2 protein-coding genes are annotated in these 15,688 nt (G+C 73.5%); both read left to right on the top strand.

Features of this window, described 5'->3' with window-relative positions:
* Positions 1-56 precede the first annotated feature (56 nt).
* Positions 57-1,817: a fatty acyl-AMP ligase gene (locus tag ACWGDB_RS20665; RefSeq protein WP_453823718.1), complete on the top strand. Its 1,761-nt coding sequence runs from the start codon at positions 57-59 to the stop codon at positions 1,815-1,817.
* A 63-nt stretch (positions 1,818-1,880) separates the two neighbouring features.
* Positions 1,881-15,632: an SDR family NAD(P)-dependent oxidoreductase gene (locus tag ACWGDB_RS20670; protein ID WP_453823719.1), complete on the top strand. Its 13,752-nt coding sequence runs from the start codon at positions 1,881-1,883 to the stop codon at positions 15,630-15,632.
* Positions 15,633-15,688 lie beyond the last annotated feature (56 nt).

Raw genomic sequence — 15,688 nt, forward strand, 5'->3', positions numbered from 1 at the left:
CCGAGCCTCGAACTCCAGTTCCTCTCCCACCGATCCAGACAGGTGAGACTCGCAACATGGTTCGATCCCTGGTCGATCTGCTGACCAAGCACGCCGCCCACCACCCCGACCGAACCGCCTACCGCTACCTCGTCACCGGCGACTGCGACGGTGAGATCCGGGAGATCTCGTACCGCCGTCTCGCCGACCGGTCCCACGCCGTCGCCGCCTGGCTCCAGGAGCGCGGCCTGGCCGGCTCCCGCGCCATGCTGCTGTACCCGCCCGGCCCGGAGTTCATCTGCGGCTACCTCGGCTGTCTCGCGGCGGGTGTCGTGGCCGTCCCGGGCGTCCCGCCGCAGGGCCGTTCGCAGAACCACCGTGCCCTCACCCGGATGAAGCGGCTCATCGCCGACGCCGACGCCAAAGTGATCCTGGGCGGCCGTGAGGTGATCACGGCCCTGTCCGGCATGGTGGAGCACCTGCCCGAGCTCGCCGACATCACCTGTGTCGCCACCGAGGACATCCCCGACGAGGCGGCCGTCGCCTGGCGCGAGCCCGACCTCACCGCCGACTCGGTCGCCTTCCTCCAGTACACCTCCGGCTCCACATCCGCCCCGCGCGGCGTCATGGTCACCCACGGAAACCTGCTGGACAACGAGCGGGTCATCACCGAGCGCATGGGTCACACGCCGGACGTCCTCGCCGAGTACGGCCACGAGATGTTCGTCAGCTGGCTACCCGTGTACCACGACATGGGCCTCATAGGCCCCGTCCTCAACACGGTGTACCTCGGCGCGACCGCCACCCTCTTCTCGCCGCTGCACTTCCTGCACCAGCCCCAGCGCTGGCTGACCGCGATCAGCCGCTACCGCCCGCACACCAGCGGCGGCCCCAACTTCGCCTACGAACTCTCCCTCAAGCACGCCGGCCCCGGACTCCTCGACGGCTTCGACCTCAGCAGCTGGCGCGTCGCGTTCAACGGCGCCGAACCCGTACGCGCCGCCACCCTGCGCCGCTTCACCGAGACCTTCGCCCCGGCCGGCTTCCGTCGCGAGGCCCTCTACCCCTGCTACGGCCTGGCCGAGGCCACCCTCATGGTCACCGGCAGCACGGTCCACACCCCGCCCACCCTGCTCCAGGCCCCCGAGACCGGCCCGCACGCCGGCCGGACCGACGCCGCGGCCGTCAGCTCGGGCCGCCCCGGCCCCGACCTCACCGTCGCCATCGCCGACCCCGAACGGCACGAGGACCTGCCCGAGGGCGAGGTCGGCGAGATCTGGGTGCGCGGCGCGAGCGTCGCCAAGGGCTACTGGCGCAACGCCCTCGCCACCCGCGAGACCTTCCGCGCGACGCTGGCCGGGCACGAGGGCCGCTTCCTGCGCACCGGAGACCTCGGATTCCTGCGGGACGGCGAACTGTTCGTCACCGGGCGCCTGAAGGACCTGATCGTCATCGACGGACGCAACCACTACCCGCAGGACCTGGAACTGACCGCCGAGATGTCCCACCCGGCCCTGCGCCCCGGCTGCACCGCCGCGTTCTCCGTGGAAGTAGCGGAAGCCGCGGACTCCGTGGCCGGGGGCGACGGGGCAGCGGCCGGTGAACAGCCCGTCATCGTCGCCGAGATCGCCCCGGACGCGGCGGCCGAGGCGGAGAAGATCCTCGACGTCATCCGCAGCGGGATCGGCGAGGCCCACGGCCTGTCGGTGCGTGACGTCGTGCTGGTCCAGCCGGGCACCATCCCCAAGACGTCCAGCGGCAAGATCCAGCGCCGGGCCTCCCGCGCGGCCTACCTGGGCGGCACCCTCGCCGTGCTCGACGCGCCCGTCCTGAGCTGACCCCGCACGGTCCACCGTCGTACGGCCACAGCCTTGCCCGAATCCACGAGGACACCTGTCTACATGCCTGCGCACGAGTCGCCGAAGCGTTCCTTCGAGCAGTCCCTGACCAATCCGGAGGGAGTGCGGGCCTGGCTGGAGTCGGCCGTCGCCGAGGCGGCCGGGCTCGCCCCGCCGACCGTCGACCCGGACCGTCCGATCGCCGAATTCGGGCTGGGGTCACGGCAGTTGGTGACCCTGGCCGCCGAGCTGTCCGCTCTGACGGGCCGGACCCTGGACCCGTCGCTGGTCTTCAACCACCCGACCATCACGGCCCTCTCCGGGGCGGTGTTCGACGACGGGCCCACGCAGACGGTGACCGCCGCGCCCGCCCGGGCGGGCGCGGCCGGGCGGCAGGACGACGACATCGCCATCATCTCCATGGCCTGCCGCTTCCCGGGCGGCGCCGACGACCCCGAGGCCCTCTGGCGGCTGCTCGGTGATGGCGAGGACGCCATCACCGAGGTGCCGGCGGGCCGTTGGGACACCGAGGGGCTGCACGACCCCGACCCGGAGGCCACCGGCAAGGCGTACTCCCTGCGCGGCGGCTACCTCGCCGGAATCGACCGCTTCGACGCGCCCTTCTTCGGGATCTCGCCCCGTGAGGCCGCGGCCATGGACCCCCAGCAGCGGCTGCTCCTGCAGACCGGCTGGGAGGCGATCGAGCGCGCCGGGATCGTCCCGGACACGCTGAACGGCAGCTCCACGGGCGTCTATATCGGCCTGTACGACAGCGGCTACCTCGCGTCGGCCGCCCTGGACCAGCTCGACGGGCACGTCGGCACCGGCTCGGCCTCCAGTGTGGCGTCCGGCCGTATCGCCTACACCCTCGGCCTGCAGGGGCCGGCGGTCACCGTCGACACCGCCTGCTCGTCCTCCCTGGTCGCCCTGCATCTGGCGGCTCGGGCCCTGGCCGGCGGCGAGTGCGACCTCGCGCTGGCAGGCGGGGCGACGCTGCTGGTGACGCCGCGAGGGCACGTCGAGTTCAGCCGGCTGCGCGGACTGTCGCCCTCCGGGCGGTGCAGCCCGTTCTCGGCCGACGCGGACGGCGTGGTGTGGGCCGAGGGCTGCGGCGTCGTGCTGCTCAAGCGGCTGGCGGACGCGCGCCGCGACGGCGACCGGATCCTCGCCGTCGTCAAGGGCTCGGCCATCAACCAGGACGGCCGCAGCCAGGGCCTCAGCGCCCCCAACGGCCCCGCTCAGGAACGGGTGTTGAGGGCCGCGCTCGACACGGCAGGGCTCCAGCCGCACGACCTGGACCACATCGAGGCGCACGGCACCGGCACCCCGTTGGGCGACCCCATCGAGGGCCGCGCCCTGGCCGCCGTCTTCGGCCCCGACCGCCCCGCCGACCGCCCCCTCGGCGTCGGCTCCCTGAAGTCCAACATCGGCCACACCCAGGCCGCGGCCGGCATCGCCGGTGTCATCAAGACCGTGCTGGCCCTCCACCACGAGCGGATACCGGCGTCCCTGCACGCCGAGACCCCGACCGAGCACATCGACTGGGCGCACGGCGGTCTGCGCGTCCTCGGCGAGGCCCAGGCGTGGCCACGGGATCCCGAGCGGGTGCGACGCGCCGGCGTGAGCGCGTTCGGCATCAGCGGCACGAACGCCCATGTGGTGCTGGAGGAGGCGCCCGAGGAACAGACGCAGCCGCAGTCCCCCGGCGACCTTCCCGGTACGACTTTCTTCCCGCTCTCCGCCCGCACCTTCCCCGCACTCCGGGGGCAGGCCGTACGCCTTCTCGAAGCCCTGGCTCAGCAGCCCGAGTTGCCGCTCCCCGCCGTCGCCGCGACCCTGGCCCACCACCGCACCCACTTCGAGCACCGAGCCGTCCTCCGGGCCGGTGACCGTGACGAGCTGCTCACCGCGCTACGAGCCCTCGCCGACGACGAGGCCGACGGGGAGTCGGTGATCACCTCTCAACAGACCGGCCCCGCGGGCAAGGTGGCGTTCGTCTTCCCCGGGCAGGGCTCCCAGTGGGCCGGCATGGCGCGCGATCTCCTCGACCGGGACCTTGTGTTCGCCGACGAGCTGGACCGCTGCGACGCCGCCCTGCGCCCGTTCACCGACTGGTCGGTGACGTCCGTCCTGCGCGGCGACGCGGGTGCCCCGGCCCTGGACCGCGTGGACGTCGTCCAACCGGTCCTGTTCGCCGTGATGGTGTCCCTCGCCGCCGTGTGGCGCGCCCGTGGCATACGGCCGGACGCGGTCGTCGGGCACAGCCAGGGCGAGGTCGCCGCGGCCTGCGTCGCCGGGGCGCTCAGCCTCAACGACGCCGCGGCCGTGGTCGCCCTGCGCAGCCAGGCCCTGACCGAGCTGTCCGGCACCGGCACGATGGCCGTCGTCGCGCTGCCGCACACCGACGTCGAGGCCCGACTCGCCGACCACGGCGGCGAGATCGGTGTCGCCGCCGTCAACAGCGGCCGCTCGACCGTGATCGCCGGTGCCGTCGACGCCGTGCAAGCCCTCCTCGCCGACCTCGACCGGCAGCAGGTCTTCGTCCGCCGCCTCGACGTCGACTACGCCTCCCACAGCACCCAGGTCGAACCGGTCCGCGCGACGATCCTCGACGAACTCGACGGCGTCATCACCTACCCGACGTCCGTCGCCTGGTACTCCACGGTCACGGCCGAGCCGGTCACCGACGAACTCGAAGCCGACTACTGGTACACCAACCTGCGCGAACCCGTCCGCTTCGCGCCCACCGTCGAGCGCATGACCGCCGACGGCTACCGTCACTTCGTCGAACTGAGCCCGCACCCCTCATTGCTCACCGCACTGAGCACGATCGACGAGGACCTGGTCGCGGTCGGATCGCTGCGCCGTGACGAGGACGGCCCCGCCTGCCTCGACCGTGCCGCCGCCGAACTCCACGTCCACGGACGGCGACTCGACTGGCGCCGCATGGTCCCGCACCCCACCCCGGCGGATCTGCCGACCTATGCCTGGGACGCGCAGCGCCACTGGATCGAAGCCGCCGCCTCCGCGACCGCACCCGGCCTCTTCGACCGCGCCGCGCACCCGTTGCTCGGCATCCAGCTCCAGTCGGCGGACGAGACCCGCTGGACCTTCCGCAACGAGTGGTCCCCGGCCACCGCGGACTGGCTTGCCGATCACCAGGTCTTCGGCCGGACCGTGGTCTCGGGCACCACCCTGATGGAGCTGTGCCGCGCCGCCCTCGACGTGGCCCGCCCGGGCATCCCTGCCGACGTGACCGACCTGCTCCTCCTCGCACCGCTCACCCTGCCCGGAACCGGCACGGTGGAGGTGTCCGTCGAGGTGGTCACCGCAGGAACGGTTCCGGAGATCACGGTTCACAGCCGGCCACGCGGCCAGGAAGCCACCGACTGGACCCTGCACGCCACCGCCTCCGCCGCCGAGTCGGCTGCCGTGCCGACCGACCAGCCTCCGACCTGGCCCGAGACCGCCGAACCGGCCTGGCGCGAGGACACCTACGAGCGGCTGAACGGGCTCGGCCTCGGCTACGGCCCGGCCTTCCAGGGCGTACGACGGGCCGCCGCGACCGGCGACGGGACCCTGATCGCCCACCTCTCGCTGCCGTCCGCCGCCCGTGACTCGGCCGACCCCTACCAGGTGCACCCGGCGCTCCTGGATGCCGCCCTCCACGTCGCCGCCGCTCTCGACATCTCCGACCAGCGGGTCCTGCTGCCGGTCGCGATGGCCCGCTGCGTGCTCCCTCCCGTCGGCACGACGGACCTGACCGTGTCCGTCCGCCGCACAGGCGCGTCCGGCACGGACCTCACACTGGACGTCGCCCTGTGGGACGCCGACGGCTTCCCGGCCGGCCGACTGGAGGGCGTACGCCTCAGGGCCGTGGACCCGGCCGACCTGGCCGGCGCCTCGGAGAACGCCCGGCACCTGTACGAGGTGGCGTGGACGGCAGTACGGGAGCAGACGGCGGAGGCGCCCGGCGCCGCATGGGCCGTCCACGGGGACGAGTCGGACCCGGCCGTCGCGGCGGCCCTGCACGACCTGCGCGCGGCCGGCATGCAGGTCTCCGACGACGGCCCCGACACCGTCGTACGATTCTGGCCCCGACCGACGGCCGGCATCCAACCGGCCGCCACGGCACATGAGGTGGCGGCAACGGCCCTGGCGGAACTCCAGAGGCTGATCGCCCTCCCGTCCGGCGAGGCGCCCGCACGCGTCATCTGGGTGACCCGCGGAGCGATCGCGGCCGCCGATGGTGACACCGTCCCCGAGCCCGCCCAGTCGGTGCTGTGGGGCCTGGCCCGCAGCGCCCGCACCGAACACCCCGACCTCGGGCTGACCCTGCTGGACCTGGACGGCAGTGACGAGCCGCCCCCGCTCACCGCGGTGGCCGACCCCGACGAGCCGGAACTCGCCCTGCGCGGAGGCGAGTTGCTGGCGCCGCGCCTGGTCCGTGCCCGTCCCGCACCTTCCGGCCGGCCCGCGGCTCCGATCCCGACCGACGGCACGGTGCTGATCACCGGAGGCCTCGGCGCGGTGGGCCGCAACATGGCCCGCGTTCTGGCCGAGAACGGCGTCCCGCGCCTGCTGCTGACGTCCCGTCAAGGCGCTGCCGATCCCCGCGCGACCGAAGTCATCGCCGAGTTGGCCACGTTCGGCGCCGAGGTCGAGGTCGCCGCGTGCGATGTCGCGGACGAGACGGCCGTGGCGGGCGTACTGGCGCGCTTCGGCGACGCGTCTCCGCTGCGTGGTGTCGTCCACTGCGCCGGTGTCCTCGCCGACGGCGTGACGGCCGAACTGAGCCCCGAACGGCTCGCCCACGTGCTGCGCCCCAAGGTCGACGGTGCCGCTCACCTGCACCGGCTCACCGCCGGCCACCCGCTCGGCCTCTTCCTCCTGGTCTCCTCGGCCGCGGGAGTCGTCGGCAACGCGGGCCAGGCCAACTACGCCGCCGCCAACGTCTTCCTCGACCAACTCGCCCACCACCGGCGTGCCCTGGGCCTGCCCGGCACCTCGGTCTCCTTCGGGGCCTGGGCGGGCGAGGGGCTCGCCGCCGAGCACGCCGACCTGGAACGGATGGCCCGACTCGGCCACCGCGCTCTCACCCCCGACCAGGGCCGCGAGCTGACCGAACTGTCCCTGCGGCGCGACACCCCGCACCTGGTGGCCTGGGCCCTGGATCTACCCCGCCTCAGGACCGCTGCCCCGACGGGTGCACTGTGGCGCTCCCTGCTCCCCGCACCGCGCTCCGCCCGGACCGGCGGCCACACCCTGGCCGACCGTCTGGCCCGGCTCCCGGAGCCCGAACGCGCCGCACGTGTCCTCGCCCTGGTCCGCGAGGAGGCCGCCCACGCGCTCGGCCTGCGCTCCGCGGAGTCCGTGCGTCCCGACCAGCCGCTCCGTGACCTCGGCATGGACTCGGTGACAGCGGTGGAGCTGCGCAACCGCATCAGCACCCGCATCGGCAGCAAGCTCCCCGCCACCCTCCTCTTCGACCACCCCACGCCCACCCGCCTCGCCGAGTACCTGCTGTCCGGCGCTCTCGCGACAACGGACCGTACGAGCCAGAAGCCCGTGCCCGGGACCCCCGCCTCGCCGGGGCCCTCCTCGGACGAGCCGGTGGCCCTCGTCGCCATGGCCTGCCGGGTGCCCGGCGGGGTGAGCGACCCGGAGGGCCTGTGGCGCCTCGTCGCCGAGGGCCGGGACGCGGTCGGACCGTTCCCGGCGGGGCGGTGGGACGTCGAGTCGCTGTACGACCCCGACCCGGACGCGCTGGGCAAGTCGTACGCCCGCGAGGGCGGGTTCCTCGACGACATCGACTCCTTCGACGCCGGTTTCTTCGGCATCACCCCGAAGGAGGCGGCGGCCATGGACCCACAGCAGCGGCTGCTGCTGGAGACCGCCTGGGAGTCGTTGGAACGCGCCGGAATCGTGCCCGCCGACCTCGCGGGCAGCACGACGGGTGTGTACGTCGGCATGTTCGGCAGCGACTACCTGTCCGGCACCCGCCTGGACCAACTGGACGGCTACGTCGGTACCGGCTCCGCGCTGAGCGTGGCCTCCGGCCGGCTCGCGTACACGCTCGGGCTGAACGGCCCGGCGCTGACGGTGGACACGGCCTGCTCGTCGTCTCTGGTGGCGGTGCATCTGGCGGCCCAGGCGCTGCGGGCGGGGGAGTGCGATCTGGCGCTCGCCGGCGGCGTCACGCTGATGGTCACGCCGCAGACCTTCGTCGAGTTCAGCAGGCTGCGCGGCCTGTCGCCGACGGGCCGCTGCCGCTCCTTCTCCGATGCGGCCGACGGCGCCATCTGGGCCGAGGGCGCCGGCATGCTCGTACTGAAACGACTGGGCGACGCCCGCCGGGACGGCGACCGGATCCTCGCCGTGCTGCGCGGCACCGCCGTCAACCAGGACGGCCGCAGTCAGGGACTGTCCGCGCCGAACGGGCCCGCGCAGGAGCAGGTGATCCGGCGCGCCCTGGAGCAGTCCGGCCTCGGGCCCGCCGACATCGACTACGTCGAGGCGCACGGCACGGGCACGACCCTGGGCGACCCGATCGAGGCGAACGCCCTCGCGGAGGTCTTCGGCGCCACTCGCACCGACGAGCGCCCGCTGTATCTGGGCTCGCTGAAGTCCAACATCGGGCACGCACAGGCGGCTTCGGGAGTGGTCGGCCTGATCAAGGTCGTGCAGTCCCTGCACCACGAGACCCTCCCGCGCACCCTGCACGCGGACACGCCCAGCCGTCACGTCGACTGGACGGACAGCGGCCTGCACCTGCTGCGGGAGGAGACGGCCTGGCCCGCGTCGGCGGAGCGGGTGCGGCGTGCCGGTGTGAGCGCCTTCGGGATCAGCGGCACCAACGCCCACGTGATCGTGGAGGAGGCCCCCCGGGCCCCGGTGCCGGAGACGGCGCCCGAGCTGCCCGCCGGGCAGCGGCTGTTCGTTCTGTCCGGCCGCAACGAGGAGGGCCTGCGCGGACAGGCGGCCGCCCTGGCCCGTCACCTCGCCGAGGACACCGACGCCGCCGCACTGCCGGACCTCGCCCACACCTTGGCCCGCCACCGCACCCACTTCGAGCGCCGAACCGCAGTCCTCGCCGAAGGCGTGGACGAACTGCGCGCAGTCCTGGGCGAGTTGGCCGCCGGGAAGATCACGCTGCCGCCGTTCCGGGAGGAGCAGACCGGCAAGGTCGCTTTCGTCTACGCCGGACACGGCGGTCAATGGCCCGGCATGGGCATCGACCTGATGGCCCAGTCGGAGGCGTTCCACGAAGAGCTGACCCGGATCGACGAGGCGGTCCAGCGGCACGTCGGCTGGTCGGTGCTCAACGCGCTGCGCGCTCCGGAGGAGTTCACCCCTCTGGAGCGGACCGAGTATCTGCAGCCGACCCTGTTCGCGGTGAACGCGGCACTGACGGCCGCCTGGCGCGCGCTCGGAGTCAACGCGGATGCCGTGGTCGGGCACAGCCTGGGCGAAATAGCTGCCGCGTACGGCGCGGGCGCCCTCACCCTGGACGACGCCGTGGCCGTCGTGACCGGGCGCGCCCAGGCGGTCGCACCGGTCGCGGGCGAGGGCGGCATGCTGTCCCTGGACCTGCCGCGCCCGCGCGTCGAGGAACTCCTCGCGCCGTACGCCGGCCGGCTGTTCGTGGCCGCAGTCAACAGCCCGCACTCCACGGCCGTGTCCGGTACCGGCGACGCGCTGGCCGAGCTGCGCCGGAGCCTCGACGAGCAGGGCATCGAGGCGCGGTCGCTGTCGACCCCGTTCGCCTCGCACACCCCGCTGATGGACCGGCTCCGCGAGGACCTGCTCGACCGCTGGTCCGGCATCCGGGGCACCGGGACCACGATCCCGCTCTACTCGACGGTGCTGGCGGAGCCCGTGCCCGGAGACCGTCTGGACCCCGCCTACTGGTACGCCAACCTCAGCGAGCCCGTCCGCTTCGCCGACACGGTCCGCCGCATGCTGGACGACGGCTACCGCTACTTCGTCGAGCTGAGCCCGCACCCCTCGCTCGGCGCGTCCATCGAAGCGGTGGCCGCGGACGCCGGAATCGACGCGGTGAGCGTCGACTCGCTGCGCCGCCAGCGGGGCGGACGGGACGTACTGCTGCGCAGGCTGGGGGAGTTGTACACGGGCGGCCACACGCCCGACTGGGTGGCGCTGTTCCCTGAGGGCCGGCGTGCCGACCTGCCCACCTACGCCTTCGCCCGCGAGCGCCACTGGCTCGCACCCGCCCCGGCCACCGCGACCGGCGCCTCGCCGCTCCTGGGCACCCACGTCGAGGCCAGCGACGAAGCCGACCGGCACCTCTTCCAGAGCGAGGTGGACCTGCGCGACAGCCGCTTCGCCTATCTGACCGACCACCGGGTCACCGGCGAGGTCTGGCTGCCCGGCGCCGCCTTCCTCGACATGGCGCTGGAAGCCGCGTCCACCGTGCAGGACGGCGGCGACGTGCGGCTCGCCGACGTCAGGTTCCTTCAGGCGCTGCGCCTCGACGAGTCCCGGCCGACCCGGCTGCAACTGGTCCTGCGGCCCGCCGACGACGGCTTCCGGGACTTCACCATCGCCTCCGCGCCCACCGGCGGCGGACAGCGCGTTCCCTGGGAACGCCACGTCTCCGGACGGATCGCCGTCACGCCGGTCACGCCTGCAGAGCCCATCGCCGAGCCCGCCGTCGAGGCCGGCGAGTCACTCGCCGCGCTGCGCGAGCAGTGCACCGAGCAGGTCGACCTGCCCGCCGTCTACGGCGCCCTCGCCGCCCTCGGCATCGACTACGGCCCCGCCTTCCGAGGCCTGGAGTCGGGCCACCGAGCCCCATCCACCGCCCTCGCCCGGCTGGCCGACAAGCCCGCCGCCGGTCATCTCCTCCACCCGGCCGTCCTGGACGCCGCCTTCCACACGGCCGCGCTGCCCGGCGACGCACCCGAGGGGCGGGCGTTCATCCCTGCCGGGGTCGGTCGGCTCCGCCACACCGGTCTCCGCTCCACGCCCGCATGGGTGACCTGCGAGCTGCGATCCGTGTCCGGCGACACCGCGACGCTCGACCTCCGTCTGTACGACAAGAAGGATCGCCTTCTCCTGGAGGCGGAGGAGTTCGAACTGGCCGCGCTCTCGCCGCTGGACGGCGCGCTGTTCGAGACTCGCTGGCAGCCCCGCCCGATCGCCAACGAGCCCCCTGCGCAGGGCAGGTGGCTGATCCTGGCCGACGAGTCGGGCGTAGCGGCCCAACTCGTCGAGCGGCTGGGCACCTCGGTGCCGTTTGTGATCGCCCGCAGGGGTGAGGAGTTCGCCGCCGAGGGCCCCGGCCGCTACGTCCTCGACCCTGCCGACCCACAGCATCTGCGCCGCCTCCTCGACGAGGCCTTCGCGAACGAAACACCCGAACGTGTCGTCCAGTTGACCGCACTCGACGCGCCCGCGATCGAGGACGTCGGTACCGCCGAGGTGGCGGCGCGGCTGTGCTGCCTGAGCACCCTCCATGTGGTGCGCACGTTCGCCGAGCGGGCGCAGGGGCCGGCGCCCCGGCTCTTCGTCGTCGTGCGAGGCAGCCAAGCCGCCGGTGACAGCACGCAGGTGACGCACCCTCAGCAGGCACTCGCCTGGGGCTTCGGCCTCGCCGCGGCCCAGGAACACCCGGAGCTGAGGACCACCCTCATCGATCTCCCTCCGAAGGACGGCGTCGACGCCCTGTGGACCCAGCTGCGGCACGCCGACGACGAACGGCTCGTCGCACTGCGCGAGACCGAGCGACTGGTGCCCCGCCTGACCCGCACCCGCCCGGACGACGCCGGGCACGGGGCCACCGCCCCGGACGGCGTGTATCTGATCACCGGCGGCCTGGGTGGTCTCGGGCGGGTCGTCACCGAGCGCCTGGTCCGTCGCGGCGCCCGCCGGCTGGCCCTGATGAGCCGGAGCGCGCCTGCCGCGGACGCCATGGGGTGGATCCAGGGACTCGAAGAGCGGGGTGTGACCGTGCACTTGGCGCGCGCGGACGTCGCCGACCGCGACGGACTGGCCGCCGCCCTGGACGCCGTACGACACGCACTCGGCCCGATCACCGGGGTCGTGCACGCGGCCGGTGTCCTGGACGACGCCACCATCGGCAACCTGACCGACGAGCGCGTCCTGCGCGTCCTCGGCCCCAAGGTCCTGGGCACCGCGCTGCTCTCCGAACTGACCCCGGAAGCGGCGGACTTCGTACTGTTCGCGTCGGCGGCCGGTCTGCTCGGCTCGGCCGGGCAGAGCCCGTACTCGGCGGCGAACGCCTTCCTCGATGCCTGGGCGCACCACCTCTCCCGCACGGACCGTCGTGCCCTCAGCCTGGACTGGGGTGCCTGGTCCGGAGTGGGCATGGTGTCCGAGTCCGGCGTGCGCGAGGCGGAGACCGGCCGCTCGGGTCTGGTCGCCTTCTCGGCGCAGGACGGCGGCGAGCTCTTCGAGCGCGTGCTCGGCACCGCCCGCCGTCAGCTCGCCCCCATGGTCCTGGACTGGGAGTTGCTGTCCCTCGACCCGGACGCGGCCCGCACCCGCCCCATCCTGGCCGACCTGGTCACCGTCCCCACCGGTACGCCCGGCACGGACGACCTGGTCAAGAAGGTGTTCGCGGCGACGACCGACACCGAGCGGACCGTACGCCTGGAGGCATACGTACGCGCCAGGGTCGGCGAGGTCGCCGGCGGCGCGGTCCAGGTCTCCGCCACCACGGCCCTGAAGGAACTCGGCCTCGACTCCCTCATGCTGGTGCGGCTGCGCAACGCCTTCGCCCGTGAACTCGGCGTCGAACTCCCCGCAGCCACCGTCTTCTCGGCCGCCGACATGCGCGGCCTCGCCCAGGCCCTGAGCACGGCGCTGCCCGAACGGCGCACCACGGCACAGGACGACGAGCCGCAGCACCTCACCGAGGTACCGGCGACCGAACTGCACCCCGCGACCCGCGACGTCGTACGGCTGCTGCGCAGCGCCCAGCCCGGCATGCCGGACGCGGCCCACGCCGTCGGCCTCGCTGTGCGCCTCACCACGCCGACCACCCCCGAGACACTGACCGCCGTCCTCGCCCGCCTCACCGCACGGCACGCGGCCCTGCGCACCGCCATCGTCACCGCGAGCGAAGGCGGGCGCGAGCTGCGGGTGCACCGTGAACTGCCGGAACCGCTGCTGCGGTGGACGGTCGTCCCGGACGAGGTCTCCTTCGACGCCGCCGACCGGCTGCGTGAGCTCCTCGAACCACCGTTCGACCTGACCGTCGCGCCGCTGTGGCGCTTCGAGCTGCTGGATGGCGGCGAGCGCGGTCAGACGCTGGTGTACGGCGCTCACCACGCGGTCAGTGACCTGCAGTCGCTCTTGCTGGTGGCGAGCGAGATCGACGCCGAGCTGTCCGGCGACGTGCTCGGCGGCACGGTCACCAACCGGGACATCGCGCTGCTGATCGAGGCCCAGCAGACGGGCGAGCAAGCCGACGGGAGCGGCGACGGGAGGGACGGGAGCCGAGCCGACGCCCGGGCCGAATCCGCCGAGTGGCGCGAGGCCTTCCAAGGCAGCGCACGCCTCGACCTCACCCTCAGCCGGTCGCGGCCCGACACCCGCTCGTACCGCGCCGGCAGCGTCACCGTGCCCATCCCCGACGGGCTCATGGACCGCATCTCGGCCGCCGCGAGCCGTCTGGCCGTGACCCCGGCCGCCTTCTGCCTCGGCACCCTGACGGTCCTGCTGGCCAGGAAGCGCGAGCTCGAACGCTTCGTCCTCGCCGTGCCCGTCGACACCCGCATCCACGCCGACGCGTACGACGCCCTGGGCTTCTTCGGCGTGCCGGTGCCCTTCCCGGCCGAGGCCAATGCGGGCGAGCGCGTCGAGGAGGTGCTGCGCCGCACCGACGGGCGGCTGCAGCGGGTCCTGACCAAGGGCGCGATGTTCTCCGACGTACTGCCGGTGCTCGCCCAGCAGGGCCTGTACCGCGCGAACGCGCCGCTGGTGGAGGTGTACTTCAACTACGTACGCGCCGCGGGCGGGTTGACCGGCCTGGAGGTGCTGCCGGCGGGCACGGGCTACTCCGACCTCGACCTCATGGTCACCATGACGCCGGACGCGGGCCGGATCCGCCTCGACCACAACCTCGACATCCTGGACGCGGTGACCGTTGCCCAGCTGGGGGAGGCGCTGGTGCGTCTGCTCGCGGAGACGGCGCAGGACGCGACGGGGCCGGTTCGTACGACACCGGCGCCGGCCCATATCCACACCCTCGCCCTCGCCGCCACCTTCGCCCTCGGCAACCTGCCGCCGATGTGCGAAACGGCGGTCAACGAGTCGGTACGGGACGGAAGCGTGACGACCGTCGCCGAGGCCCCGTACCACCACGTGCCGGCGAGTCTGCGCGACCCGTCCGGCGTGTTCGCCGACCCCGGCACGACGGCGGGCGTCGTGCTCCTGCGGGCGACGGACCTGCAACGCTTCGGCCCCGTCGACGACGCCCTGCTGGCCGAACTGCGCACCGCCTACCCGGCCGCCCTGCGTGCCGTGGCCGAGCGCACCCGCAAGCCGCTGATCGTCGGCTTCCTGCCCGCCGCGCAGAGTGAGGACCGCTTGCGGCGGTGGGAAGAGGAGATCGCCGCCGAGGTGGCGGAGGTGCCCGGCATCGTGGTGCTCGGCCCCGACGAGTGGACCCGCCACCATCCCGTCGAGGAACGCTTCGACGAGCGCACCGAGCGCTTGGCCCACCTCCCGTTCACCCCGCACTTCCAGGCGGCCGTGGCGCTCCGCCTCGCCGAGGTCGTACGGGCGGTCCGGCGCCCGGCGCCGAAGGTGATCGCAGTCGACGGTGACGAGACCCTGTGGGGCGGCGTGGCCGGGGAGACCGGCCCCGAGGCCGTGGACCTGACCGGGCCGCGAGACCTGCTGGCGCGCCGGTTGCTGCAGTGGCGCGCGGCGGGCGCACTGCTCGTCCTGGTCAGCAACAACGACGAGGACACGGTCCGCGCCGTACTGGACCGCCCGGACAGCCCGTTGAAGGCCGAGCACTTCAGCGTGCTCTCCGCGGCCTGGGGGCCGAAGCCGACTCGCCTCGCGGACGTGGCGCGGACGCTCAACCTGGGCCTGGACAGCTTCCTGTTCCTCGACGACAACCCGGCCGAGATCGCAAGGATGCGCTCGGCGCTGCCGCAGGTACTGTCGGTGACCTGCCCCCCGGTCGCCGAACTCCCGGAGTTCTTGCGCAGGTTGTGGCCGCTGGTCCCTGCCGCCGCGACGGCCGAGGACGGGCTGCGGGCGCGGTTCTACGAGCAGGAGCGGGAGCGGGACGCCGTCCGCGAACAGGCGAGCTTCGAGGAGTTCCTGGACCAGCTGGGCCTGGAGGTCGACATCCGGGCCCTGGCCGACGCCGATGTCCAGCGCGCGGAGCAACTCGTCGCCCGCACCAACCAGTTCACCCTCCGTGCCCGCTCCACCGACGGCGGCGATGTCGCCCGGTGGCGCGAACGCGGTGAGGTCTGGACGGCTGCGGCCCGTGACAGGTTCGGCGACTACGGCCAGATCGGCCTACTCGCGGTGCAGCGCCGGGGTGACCGACTCGATGTCCTGGCCTGGCTGATGAGCTGCCGTGCACTCGGCCGGGGCGTGGAGGAGCGGCTGCTGCAATGGCTGGCCGACCGCGCCGAGGAACTGGACTGCGCCAAGGTCCGCCTCACGGCGGAGCGCACGCCGCGCAACACCCCGGCCCGCCGTCTGCTGTCGGCGCTGGGCGGCGGTGACCAGGACGACGACCGACTGGAGACCGTGGTCACGCCGGAACACCTGCGGGCGTTCCGCTCGTGGCGGAGGCAGTGACGGCCGGCAACCGGCCGGTCAGTACCGATCAAGGGGCAGGGCAACACCGTGAAGGG

The organism is Streptomyces sp. NPDC055013 (genome assembly GCF_053608645.1).

Excerpts from the sequence above, each read along its gene's own strand:
- ACWGDB_RS20670 (WP_453823719.1), top strand. The coding sequence starts at position 1,881 with ATGCCTGCGCACGAGTCGCCGAAGCGTTCCTTCGAGCAGTCCCTGACC.
- ACWGDB_RS20665 (WP_453823718.1), top strand. The coding sequence starts at position 57 with ATGGTTCGATCCCTGGTCGATCTGCTGACCAAGCACGCCGCCCACCAC.